This window comes from Gemella morbillorum, assembly GCF_900476045.1.
Lineage (GTDB): Bacteria > Bacillota > Bacilli > Staphylococcales > Gemellaceae > Gemella > Gemella morbillorum.
Window position 1 is genome coordinate 1653153 of record NZ_LS483440.1, and the last position, 12761, is coordinate 1665913.

Genomic DNA, 12761 nt, shown 5'->3' on the forward strand with positions numbered 1-12761 from the left:
ATAAAAAGCCTTGGATATATCCAAGGTTTTTTATTATTCTTATTTTTGTTTACGTCGTTTTAAATATACCGTTAATATTGTTAAGCCTAGAACTCCTATACCAGAGAAAATTGTAACATTACTATTTAATCCAGTTTTTGCTAGTAGTAAATTTGATCTTTTAATTTTTCCAAAATCCTCATCTACATTAAACTTATTTTCCTTTTTATAGCTTTGTTTTCCACCCACAAAACCGCCTATTAGTTCTTTCACTGATTTCTTAGATACTTTTTTCTCTGCCTCTTTTAAGTTCTCTAATGCTTTATCTACTTCCTCTTGGGTAGCTATTGTAGAAGCTAATAATTCTTGGGCTTTTGCGACTGCTGCTAAATACATCTGCTTATCTTCTTCACTTGCTTTTTTAAAGCTTTCCTTCTCTTTTACATCTGCAAGATTACTTAGTTGCTCATTTAGTTGTTTCTTATTTGCTTGAGGTTTTTTATCTCCATCTATTTTTGAGATAGTTGTTTTTTGTCCATCAAGAGCATTTGCAGCTTGTTTTAATTTTTCTAACGCCTTCTCTACTTCTTCTGTAGTCGCTTCTTTGTTATCTAAAACTGTTGTTGCTTCTTTTGCAGCATTTAACAAGCTATCTTTTTTATCTTTTTCTGAATATTTGAATTTATCCTCTATTTGAAGTTTTTCAACTTGTTTTAATTGCTCTATTAACTTAGACTTATCCGCTTCTATTTTTACTTGTTGTTTTGAATTACCTAGTGCAACTTTGGCTTCATTTAAGCTAAGCACTACTTTATTTACTTCTTCTTGAGTTGCATCTTCTTTTTCAAGAACTTTCTTAGCTGCTTCTAATGCTTTATTATATGTCTCTTTAGCTTGAATAGTTGCATTTTTATACTCTTTAGTTTCATCTAATGCCTTATCCGCCTCTATTACTTTTTGAAGTTCAACTTTATTCACTTCTACTTTTTTCTCTGTAGGAGCATTTTTTGGTGTTAATGCTACAAAGTTACTAAAACTATCAGTAGTGAACGTTAGCTTACCGTCTATATAATTAACGTTACTTACAGCTGTTAATTTCCCATCTTTTTCATGGAAGAATCTTTCTGGTGCTTTATCTAGAGTTAAAGTTACAGTTCTGTCTCCTATAATTTTTACTTCTTTCCCTACACCATCAGCTATATAGATACCAAAATATTCAATATTATATTTACTTAAATCAATTTTACCTTCTTTTAGCTCTTTTTGAATATTGTTTTTTTCAATATCACTTGGTTCTACAACAATAAATTTATAATTGCCATATAATTTATTTTCATTAAAGTCTACTGCACCGTTTGTTTTAGACTCTTCTGTAGTTTCTAAATGCGCTACTTTTTCTGCAACATTAAGGACTAGTTGTTTCTTATTATGACCATCTTTTACTACTAATTCGAAGTTGTTCTCTGATGGAGTATATCCTTCTGGTGTTACTATTTGGATGACATATTTTCCATTTTCTAACTTTTTCTGGAAAGCATTTTTCCCATATAAACTCGCTCGAAGCTCTACTTTTGTTCCATCTTCAGCTATTGCATAAACTTTTGTTCCTGAAGGTGTTTTTTTATCAAAACTAACCTCCGTAGCATTTCTACTAATCTCATCCACCCTAAATTCAACCTCTTTTGTTGGTTTATCTTTAGTTATTTCAAAATCAATTTTTGATGGTGATAAAAGTTTATACTCCCCATCAACCATTACTACTTCCACACTATATTTTCCAAATGGTAGTGCTTGGTATGTACGTTTATTTCTAGTAAAGTCCTCGCCAACTACTTCTCCTTTTTCATTAGTAATTTTGTAACGTAATCTGCGTGAGTTGTTACCTGTCCCATCACCTTTTTTAACTTCAACTTCTAAACTTCCTTTCCCATTTCCTTCAACATTCGATAAATTAATGCTATCTTTATTATCAGCAAAGTCTTTCACTTCAAATGTAAGGTCTTTTAATTCCACACCTTCTGGTATTGTATAACTCCCATCTTTATTTGGTGAAATAGTATTTTTACCATAACTTAATTTTTTATAGAATACTCCACTTCCATCTTCAATTATTGGATATGGTGTAAATTTACGTGTTGCTTCATCATAATATCCACCATTAGCTCCTGTAATTTTTGGTGCTTTTCTATCTATCACTACATTAAATATTGTTTCTTGCATATCCGCACCACTTACAGCAGCACTATAAGAAACTACATATTGATACTCACCATCTGGCAATGGATTACCGTTATTATCTACACCTTTCCAGTTTGTCATAGTTAATGATGTATATTTTCTACTTGTATTATTGAAGAAATTCTTATTACCTGAACCATTACCATTTTCATAAAGAGGATTTTTACGCGCTACATCATCTTTTGCATAAACCGATAGTTTCAGATTCTCAAAATTACGTAAGAATACTCCTCTCATACCTATTTCATCATAGTTTTCATCCCCATTTGGAGAGAAATATATCTTATCAGTGAAAAATCTCTCACCAGTATTAGGATTAATATATGCTCCAGCTAATGTTCTCTTATCTTTTTTATCCTCTTTATATGTAGTTAACACTCCTGTAAAATTCATTTCTGTTAGAGAATCCCAATTGTTAGGGCTTGAAGAATAACCATATTCATAAGTTGGTTTTTCTCCATTTTTCATAGAATAAATTGGTTTTTCTAATACAGGAAGATTTTGGAACTGCCCTTTAAATCCTACAAAAGGTATATTTGCCTTTAAAGCACTCTCTTCATCATAAAAAGTTACAAACCCTTCTAAATAATATCCATTAGTAAATACTTTTTCTAATTCTTCTTTAAAACTTGTTGCATCTACTGTAATTTCTACTTCTTTTTTGCCTTTTGCAGGAACTGCCACTGTTGCCCAATCAGTTGTAGTTAACTTTTTAGGAGTCATTGTAAGTTTTCCATTCCAGTCTTCTCCTGCATCTTCCCCATAATAGTTATCTGTTGTCAAATGAGCTGCATACTGTAAAGTCTGCTCTTTTTCAGACAAGTTATGTAATACTAATTTAAAACTAAACTTATCAGCAACATTTCCCAATGATACACTACCATAATTGTTTTCACCTGTAACATAAAGATCTCCATAAGCAGCTTTGTTAGCGTCAAGTAAACCTGCACCTTGTAGACGAGGTGATTTGTAAGATGTAGTGTACGAATCTGAATAGACCATAGGATTCGCTGTGCTCATTATTAAATTCTTAGCTAATCTTTGAATCTCATCAGCACTTAAATTAGAAAATCTTTCTTTTAAAACTTGTTTAACTAAAGTCACTGCACCTGCGACATGTGGTGAGGCCATACTTGTTCCACTATCTAATCCATATCTACCATCATTATAAGAAGATAAGATATCTCCTCCTGGAGCTGTAATATCTGGTTTTAAATATCCATCAACACTCATACCCCAACTTGTAGATTCATCAAATTCACCTTTTCTAGGATTTTCTTGTTTTTCCCATAAACCATTAAAACTGATTTTGTATTCACCTTCATGTCCAGAAAGTTCATTACCAAATTTATAATAAGTTGTGACTACAGGAAAGTCTTTATCTTGACCGTTTAGCGTCAAATTATAAATAGTATCTCCTTCATTAAAGTAAATTACTGCCCCCGCTGCACCTTGTTGTTTCGCTATTTTCACCTTATCTTCAAAACTATTCTCACCACGTTGAATTAGAGCAATTTTGCCTATTAAATCTTTATTAGCATAATTTTCAGCTTTACCTACTCCTACATATACATAATCATAAGCTTTTTTCTCAAATTGTTTTGTATAACTAAAAATTGGCATCTTACCATTATTAAAATCCTTATTATCTTTTAGTTGCTCAATAGTTGCAACCTCTCTATTTAAAACACTATTGCTAATATTAGCTACTGAAATTGCATCTTCAGAAACTGATGGTCTTCCTACAGTTCCATAATCTGGATTAGATGCACTAGGATTTGTTTGCCCACTAGCAAAAAATGCATTGTTCCCTGCTGCCGCAACAACGTTAACACCAGCTTTTTGCGCTACTTCCAAAGCTTTAACTAATCCATCACCTACTTCAACTACTGAACCAGCTGGAGACCCTAGACTTAAGTTTATTGTGTCTGCACCTAGTTTTATAGCATCCTCTATAGCTTTAGTATAAATATACGATTCTGTTCCAGCGTTTTTAGTTTCTGAGAATACACGCATAAATATCAACTGTGCTTCTGGGGCAACGCCTGTTACATAATCACCATTTGTAAATTTATCTTTTGGATTTCCTACTGCCGTTCCTGCAACATGCATACCATGTGATTTATAAGCACTTTGTTTAATGTCGTTATTCCAATCATTATAGTTAAAAGCAAATGGTAATTTCTCACTATACCATTTCCCATAATCTATTCCTGCTTCTTTTTTTATTTTTTCTATTTCATCTTTAGTTTTATACTTAGACCTAGAGTTGTCTGAAAGTCTCAATACTGGATGATTTGGATCAAGACCCGAATCAAGCACTGCAATTACCCTTCCTTGTCCTCGATACCCTTTATCCCAAAGAGGTTGTATATTAATAAGATTATAACTATCTAGAGCTTTTGAAAAATTATTACCCTCAACATCTTTCTTTTCCTCTTTATTTACTTCATCTGCTGGTTTGTTATAGCTAACACTTATCTCAACGGTATCTACAAAATCTAATTCTTGAATCTTTTTTGCATTTGAAAATGTAGTCTCTAATGCAAAGCCATTCATCAAGGTATCATACTCAAATAGCTTTTTATAATCAATACCTTTATTTTTAATTTCTTTTAACGCCTTTTTTCTAGGTTCTTTTGTAGATTCCCCTACTTCTTTTACTCCCTCTTTTGTTTTCAGCTTATCAGGGTTAATATCACCTTTTAATTTGACAATGATTTTCACCTTTTCATCATTTTTAAATTTATGCTCTTCTGACTTTGAAACATTAGATAATACCGGCTTATTTGAGTCAGTTTTTGCATGAACTATTTTTAGGTTAACATTGTTAGTTAATAAATTTGCATTCCCTAGTAGCAAAGATAAACTCATTATGCTAGCTACTGTCTTCTTTGGAAATCTCATGTTATAATTCCTCCTGTTTTTTATTACATTTCTATATTTTAACGTAAAAAATCAGAAAAATCAATGCAATATTCAGAAATAAATTTTATAAATAAAAAAAAGTAAAGGGAATATTCTTTACTTTTTTTATTTATATTATGATTTATCTCCAAAATACTGCTCTACTATTTCTGTGATATGCGATGCCATAGTTCCCATTTCTTCCATCCTAGCTCCTAGAGCTTCAATAGATTTTCAATTATAAAAATAGGTCTTCTGGCATTGTATTATAATTAATATGCGACAAAATTATAAAAAATAGCTCCTGTATAATGAAATTACGATAAATCAAACAAGAATCTTACTCTAATACTCTTTATCTCTGAACGTTAAATTAGTTAATTTTTATTAAAGAAGACAAGAATTACTTCTCTATAACTCTTTATTCTTCATTTTCCTCACCTATCTTATCTTCCACTACTTTCTCTGAGAAACTATCTTCCTTTGTATCCTCTTCTTTTATAATTAATGAATGGAAATATCGTCTATTTTTTCACTATATTGCCCTATAATATCAAAACTCACCTTTTGTTTGTTTATTCCTAAATAATTATCTATCTCCTCGTTTGTAAGTAAATACTTTATATTGTACTTACCCGTTTCAAAACTGAAACTTTTTTCTTTTACTTCCAATCTCTTCAATATATCTTTATTTAGTTTTAACTTTTGGAATAAGAAGTATTTTTTAAACAATAAACTATCTTCTAACTCTGGTTTTTCTAAAACTAAACCTTCGCCTTTTACATATTCTACTTTACTTTCTTTTTCTATTGTTTCTTTAAACAAATCATATTCTCTATAAAGTTCTCCCACGCTTCCTTGAATTCTTTTTGTTTTTTGTTTTTTGTTTTGAGGAATTACTTAATTAGCATTTAATGTTCTTATTTAAATAATCTAATTTATCTATTCCAACCACCTTCTTTTTTTATGTCATTATTGCATTTCTACAAATGTACCATTCACGCGAAGATATATAATCATTTTTTATCCATTTCAGAGTCAACCTTATCAGTATTTTTTAACTTCTACTATATCTTTATCATAACACCCTATCTTCTGCTAAACAAGCACCCACTTTCAAATAGGTTTGTTATTTTAAAGCTACTACAACTTGACTTACTATTATATTTCTTGTAAAATTAAAATCTATAAAATATTAAAGTATTAAGTAAACAAGGAGTATCCTACATGAAGAAATTATTAAAACTAACTATAACATTTGTTGCATCTATCTTTCTACTTACCGCTTGTTCAGGAGAAAAAACTAAAACCTATATCAACAAAGTAAATGGAGAAGAAAATCAAATTATTATTTATTATAAAAAGGATATTGTAAATAAGTTGTCCCTTACTCACATAATAAAAAACGAAGATGAAAATATTAGAAAAATGAATAAAGATGCAATCTCTAGTCAATATTCTAATATTAAAGGTGTAATAGTTAACTTTGAAGAAAAAGAAGAAAAACTTATTGTGAAATGGGAAATTGACTATACACAAATCGATTTTGATAAAGCAAAGGATATATTGGGGCTAAAAGATTCATTAGAGGAAGAGCGTAAATTGTCTAATATAGAAAAAAGAATAAAGGATGCTGGTGGAACAGAAAAAAAATAAAAGAATATACATAAAAATATAATAAAATCCAAGAACTAAGTTTTTAAAACTATTCTTGGATTTTTTCCGTCTGCCCTATTAATATATATTATAAACTCTTAAATTTTAAATAGGTTAATCTATTTTCCCTTTGGCTTTTTCTTATATTCATAAACATAAGATATTATACTGCCAAGGAAACCTGTTATAACCACAAATATTATAGTCATATTTTTATTATCTGTAAAAAAGTATAAATAAGAGGTTATTAAAAATAAGGTAATCAATGTTGCGTATGCTAATTTTTTTATCATAATTGTCCCTCCACTATCTATTTAAATAAAAATAATAAGTTAATCCCTACTAACAAACTGAAATATCCTCAGCTACTCTTCCCTACAAAAAATAAATATCCTCTCTCACCTAGAATGTAACATATAAATTATATATAATCAATATGAAAATAGCATGTAATGATGAAACTGACATTTTCTAAAAAAATACATGTAACTATGATATAATATAAGAGTTGGGACTAGATAAGATAGCCCCTTTACTCAAAATCTACATTAGTTTAAACATTAATTTTAAATTTAATAATAAATTTTTTATTGAATAATATTAACTAATCCCCGCTCAAGAGTAACTTTACCTCTTAAACGGGGAATTTTTTATATATTTCTCCTATAACTAACCTATTTATATTAGCTCTATACTAATCTTTTTCTTCTTGTCATATAATGAATTGTTGCGATAACTATCGCAACTAAAGCAACATAGGTTATCTGTCCTATAGTTAGGGGATTAAAATGATTTTTCAAAATAAATATATTGGCAAATATCCCCACCACTGCTGCAAATGTTAAGGCTACTAATAGGACTGCTTTATATTTATTGAACGGTAAACTAACTTTCGTTACCATAAGCAATCCATTTATAAGAGCCAGTAAGAAACAAATAAATTTTACCTGTGCTGGGTTATGGATTACAAAATTCGTCAACAGAACGCTTAATACCAGCACTCCTCCTCCTATTACAGCATTTGTTAATATATCACGCATAAAGTGATTGCTGACTTTATCTTTATTCGATTCAAACGTTAGGAAAAACGATGGAATTCCTATTGTTATTGCTGAAATTATCGTAAATTGAATCGGAATAAACGTAAACTCTAATGCAAAAATTACACTTAAGATTGAAAAGTAATCGAGAAAAATGTTTAATAAACTCATTGTATCAGGATTAAATTATGTTGTCAAATTTCAAATAAATACTTTCATATCAACGATTTTTCTAAATCAAAAATATTCGTGTTGATATACATTGTTGATATACATATTATCAAGATAAGAAAAATAAAATTTTCGTCTCTCCTTTTTTGTAAAATATTTATTATAATATTTATGATTTAAGAATTAAAATTTTTCCTTAGCAAAATTTAAGCAGGAAATCTTCCAGAAAAATTTTGCGTGCGTCTTAACGACATACTCAAATTTTCTGTTCGATCCCTGCTTAACATATCTAACTAAGATTTATTATAATTTACAACAATACTATTATCATCTTCAAATTTCACAGCATTAGGATAAAGTTTTGAATATTCCTTTAAAAAATTTAATTCCTTATCATCTAAATTAACATTTTTTAATTTAATTTCACCATATAATTCGAATTTGTTATTATCATTTTTCATTAAATCTACATTAAAATAAACAACTTCTAATTTAGGATTAACATAGTTTGTAGTATAAGCAAATAATATGTTATCAATATTATCATATTTTTCTGAAATAGATATAATATTAATGTCTATTTTTACTAAATTAGCAATATTACTTCTTAAAATTTTCCTAAATAAAGAATTTTTTTCTTTATGAAAATCTACCTTAGTATTTTCATAAAATAAAGGTATATACTCATTTTTATTATTAGATTCTATATTATCGGGGGTATAATAAGTTGCCATTTTGTATAATCTAATTTTTTCTTTTATTTTTAAAACATCAGTAATTTCTGCCTCATTTAATTTATTAGTATCAAGTTCTTTATCAAAAAACGTATTATTAAAAAATTCTGATGTACTATTATCACTAGATTTACTTTCTTTTTTGTTACTACAACCTACGATACCTCCTACAATAAAAATCATACTAAATAAGCTTAAAACAACTATTTTTTTTACTTTACTAATATACATATGCTCCACCTGGCCCTACAACTAACGTTACTATATAATGTCCACCATTATTAGAAAAACCACTTACACTAGCATAATAAACTCCTTGGCTTGGCCCATATTTATATGGTCCAGACAAACCATAACCTCTTTTTATATAACCAGACCAAACACTATTAATATGACCATATCTTCCATAAATTCCATTACCATACTCAAAACTAGCATAAAATCCTAATTCTGAACCATTTACATATTTATAAGCATGACCATTAGTAGCATAACAATAGCCATTACCACAATGAATGCCACTCAAATTTGTAGGCGTCATAGATAAATTATAATCTAAATTTTCTAAAGAACCATCTTTCATTCCTGTTTTAATAAAAGAACCATCTTTATAAATTTTTTTCACAACATTAACATTATATTCCTTGCTATGTATAGTATATAATGGTTCTGTTTTCTCTAAATCAGCTTCTGTAGTTATATTATTTGTAACTTTATAAATTAAATTTTCTGTTGTTTTCTTATCAATATAACCATTTAACTCTTTATAAATTCTATCCACATTAACAACTTTCTTTTCTCCTTCAGCCTTAACTATATTTTTATTCAAATAGAAATCTCCTAAAGAAAAAGAAAATATTGTACTTAACATCAAAAATATTCCTATGCTTTTCAAATTTTTTTTCATCGTTTTATCTCCTTATATAATTATAAAAAATATACTATTATTAATAAATTATTAATAATTATCCTTGAACTTTATTATTTTAAGTGCACTTACAATTAAGAAATAACATTTTTTCTAATCTTTGTCAACATGAAAATTCTAAGAAAACATGAAAAAGATATTTTCTAAAATTTATTATCTTTTTATGATATAATTAAAAGATACATGTTATTAATTATACACTTCTTTTTTATTTTTCGCTTTTCTTTTCTCCCCAATATAAACCACTCTTTTTCTTTCTCATTAAATTCTTTTACTATATTTTTCTTTCTCGCATTTAATATCGCAATCTTTTCTACAGCTGTTAATTTTTGTATATCACTATCATTTCTTATATAACCATTATCTTCAAAATTCCAATGATATATAAATTTATATACGTACTCTACCTGCTCTTCTGTTATATAGTCGTTTAAATCTACCTTCACTTAAACTCTTGTTGTAAAACTGTGTCCATTTTCTTGACTATGTTGCACTTCTCCATAACTCTTTATTCTTCATTTTCCTCACCTATCTTATCTTCTACTACTTTCTCTGAGAAACTATTTTTCTTAGTTTAAATATCAATTTTAAATTTAATAATAAATTTTTTATTGAATAATATTAACTAATCCCCGCTCAAGAGTAACTTTACCTCTTAAACGGGGAATTTTTTATATATTTCTCCTATAACTAACCTATTTATATTAGCTCTATACTAATCTTTTTCTTCTTGTCATATAATGAATTGTTGCGATAACTATCGCAACTAAAGCAACATAGGTTATCTGTCCTATAGTTAGGGGATTAAAATGATTTTTCAAAATAAATATATTGGCAAATATCCCCACCACTGCTGCAAATGTTAAGGCTACTAATAGGCCTACTTTATATTTATTGAACGGTAAACTAACCTTCGTTACCATAAGCAATCCATTTATAAGGGCAAGTAAGAAACAAACAAATTTTACCTGTGCTGGATTATGGATTACAAAATTCGTCAACAGAACGCTTAATACCAGGACTCCTCCTCCTATTACAGCATTTGTTAATATATCGCGCATAAAGTGATCGCTGACTTTATCTTTATTCGATTCAAACGTTAGGAAAAACGATGGAATTCCTATTGTTATTGCTGAAATTATAGTAAATTGAATCGGAATAAACGCAAACTCTAATGCAAAAATTACACTTAATATTGAGAAAGTAATCGAGAAAAATGTTTTTGTTAAAAATAGTGAGGCTACTTTTTGAATATTGTTGATAACACGACGACCTTCCATAAGAATATCGTAGAACACATCGAAATCATCTGTTAAAAAGACAATATTCGAAACACTTTTAGCCGCACTCGTTGCGCCATTCATCGCAAAACTAATATCAGCTTTTTTAAGTGCTAGCACGTCATTAACACCATCTCCGCTCATAGCTACTGTTTTCTTATGTTTTTGAAGCACTTCTACCATATGTTGTTTTTGCTCTGGTGTTACACGTCCAAAAATATCATTTTCCAAAACTACTCTTTCAAAATCTTCTTCTGATACTTTTGTCATATCAATAGCTCTTGCATCTTCTTTAAACCCAGCCTTTTTGGCAACTCCAAGAACCGCGATATGATTATCTCCACTAATAATCTTGACCGCTACACCTTGTGACTCAAAATACTTAAATGTTTCTTTTGTATTTGCTTTTATCTCATCACTTAGGACAACATGCCCAATAAGCTCCATATTGGTTGGCTTATCTACGTTATCTTTTGTATAAGCTAATGATAAAATCCTAAATCCTTGTTGTTTTAGATTTTCATAGTACTCTGTCATCGGAGTGTCAAAACCTAAAAACTCATACGCTCCAAAAAAGTATGTTCCACCTTCTTCAAGTCTGATATATGAGTATTTATTTTTACTAGAAAATGCTCCTAGTTCTGCCACTTGCCATTTTTTCTCACAGTTTAAATATTTTTTAAGTGCTCTTGATGTTGCATTTTCATCTTCAAAATACGCTAAGTAGCTCGAAAGTTTTTCTCCTACTTCGCCATCTATTTCTACTACATTCATATTCCCAGTTGTGATTGTTCCTGTTTTATCAAAACAAAGAACGTCTACTCGTGCAAGTGTTTCTACACAATATAACTCTTGAACAAGAACTTTACGACGTGCTAGTTTCATCGCTGCAACAGCCAAAGAAACACTAACAAGAAGAATTAATCCTTCCGGAATCATCCCAACAAGAGCTCCTGCACTACGCAAAACGATGTCCACATAGCTACGACCTAGACTTGCTCCTCGAACATATAATAAAATAGCAACTGGTATTAATAAAACAGAAATAACCTTTAATATTCCATCCATATAATCACGCAATTTTGATGGATATTTTTTGAATGCTTTTGTTCTTTTTGCCAGTTTATTAATATAACTATCATCACCAACAGCAAGAACTTTCACAAGACAACTACCACTTACTACGTTACTACCACTCATAAGTTTATCGCCTTCTGCCTTGAAAATATTATCACTTTCCCCAGTTAATAAAGATTCATCAACCTCTATACTACCATTTAAGACCTCAGCATCAACAGGCACTTGATCTCCAAGATTAAGGTGTAAGTACTCACCCTCTACTATTTCTTCCGAATCTACTTCGACCGTTTTATTATCTCGATTAACACGATACTTACTACGCCCTAACAGACTAAGTTCTGCAAGAGCATTTTTTGCACGAACTTCTTGATAGATCCCAATAGCCGTGTTTACTGCGATAACTCCTAGAAATAACATATTCTCAAATCTTAAAGTCGTGGCGATAAAAAGCCCTAAAACCAAGTTCATGGCATTAAAAAAAGTAAAAATATTAGAAGTAATAATCTCTCTAGTTGTTTTATAAGGTTTTATTACACTAATATTCTTTTTTGAAGTTTTTACTTCTTCACTTGTTAAATACTTCATTTCTCCTCCGATATTCAACTTTCTTCCTTTTAATCTTTATAAATCATTTCAAAATTTCTAATCCGTTCTCTAAACGATAACACTATAAAATCTATTATATCATTTTTCCATATACTATTCTAACTCTATAAACTTAAGCAGAGTTAATGTTAGAAATATTTTT

The 12761-nt window shown here is 29.3% G+C and carries 9 protein-coding genes; 1 reads left to right on the forward strand and 8 read right to left on the reverse strand.

The window, feature by feature from the left end; all coding sequences use genetic code 11:
* Positions 1–39: 39 nt before the first annotated feature.
* Positions 40–5124, reverse strand: a complete 5085-nt coding sequence (locus DQN46_RS07940) for a S8 family serine peptidase (RefSeq protein ID WP_111743632.1) — start codon at positions 5122–5124, stop codon at positions 40–42.
* A gap of 504 nt (positions 5125–5628) precedes the next feature.
* On the reverse strand, positions 5629–5949 hold the full coding sequence (locus DQN46_RS07945; protein ID WP_170120642.1) for a hypothetical protein: 321 nt from the start codon (positions 5947–5949) through the stop codon (positions 5629–5631).
* Between the two features lie 402 nt (positions 5950–6351).
* Here DQN46_RS07945 and DQN46_RS07950 point away from each other — a divergent pair, with 402 nt between their 5' ends.
* Positions 6352–6780 (forward strand): DUF1307 domain-containing protein, encoded by a 429-nt coding sequence (locus DQN46_RS07950; protein WP_111743634.1) that lies wholly within the window; start codon positions 6352–6354, stop codon positions 6778–6780.
* A gap of 119 nt (positions 6781–6899) precedes the next feature.
* Here the strand turns inward: DQN46_RS07950 and DQN46_RS08585 are convergent, their stop codons facing one another.
* The 6 genes from DQN46_RS08585 to DQN46_RS07975 form a co-directional block, all read right to left on the reverse strand.
* Positions 6900–7073, reverse strand: coding sequence for a hypothetical protein (locus DQN46_RS08585; protein WP_170120643.1), 174 nt, complete (start codon positions 7071–7073; stop codon positions 6900–6902).
* A 396-nt stretch (positions 7074–7469) separates the two neighbouring features.
* Entirely contained in the window at positions 7470–7991 is a 522-nt protein-coding gene (locus DQN46_RS07955) for a hypothetical protein (protein ID WP_224207413.1), read from the reverse strand.
* A gap of 293 nt (positions 7992–8284) precedes the next feature.
* The gene (locus tag DQN46_RS07960; protein WP_111743635.1) at positions 8285–8956 is read right to left on the reverse strand and encodes a hypothetical protein; all 672 of its coding nucleotides are present in this window, start codon (positions 8954–8956) and stop codon (positions 8285–8287) included.
* Positions 8946–9632 (reverse strand): hypothetical protein, encoded by a 687-nt coding sequence (locus tag DQN46_RS07965; protein WP_111743636.1) that lies wholly within the window; start codon positions 9630–9632, stop codon positions 8946–8948. The genes DQN46_RS07960 and DQN46_RS07965 overlap by 11 nt, the downstream gene beginning before the upstream one ends.
* Positions 9633–9814: 182 nt before the next feature.
* A complete protein-coding gene (locus DQN46_RS07970; RefSeq protein ID WP_111743637.1) occupies positions 9815–10099 on the reverse strand; it encodes a hypothetical protein in 285 nt (94 codons plus the stop codon).
* Between the two features lie 264 nt (positions 10100–10363).
* Positions 10364–12598 carry an HAD-IC family P-type ATPase gene (locus DQN46_RS07975; protein ID WP_111743638.1) on the reverse strand — a complete coding sequence of 745 codons (2235 nt, stop codon included), beginning with the start codon at positions 12596–12598 and terminating at the stop codon, positions 10364–10366.
* Positions 12599–12761: the final 163 nt, after the last annotated feature.

Bases quoted from the DNA above. Each gene is read 5' to 3' on its own strand.
- DQN46_RS07940 (WP_111743632.1), bottom strand. From the start codon at position 5,124: ATGAGATTTCCAAAGAAGACAGTAGCTAGCATAATGAGTTTATCTTTG.
- DQN46_RS07950 (WP_111743634.1), top strand. From the start codon at position 6,352: ATGAAGAAATTATTAAAACTAACTATAACATTTGTTGCATCTATCTTT.
- DQN46_RS08585 (WP_170120643.1), bottom strand. From the start codon at position 7,073: ATGATAAAAAAATTAGCATACGCAACATTGATTACCTTATTTTTAATA.
- DQN46_RS07955 (WP_224207413.1), bottom strand. From the start codon at position 7,991: ATGAGTTTATTAAACATTTTTCTCGATTACTTTTCAATCTTAAGTGTA.
- DQN46_RS07960 (WP_111743635.1), bottom strand. From the start codon at position 8,956: ATGTATATTAGTAAAGTAAAAAAAATAGTTGTTTTAAGCTTATTTAGT.
- DQN46_RS07965 (WP_111743636.1), bottom strand. From the start codon at position 9,632: ATGAAAAAAAATTTGAAAAGCATAGGAATATTTTTGATGTTAAGTACA.
- DQN46_RS07975 (WP_111743638.1), bottom strand. From the start codon at position 12,598: ATGAAGTATTTAACAAGTGAAGAAGTAAAAACTTCAAAAAAGAATATT.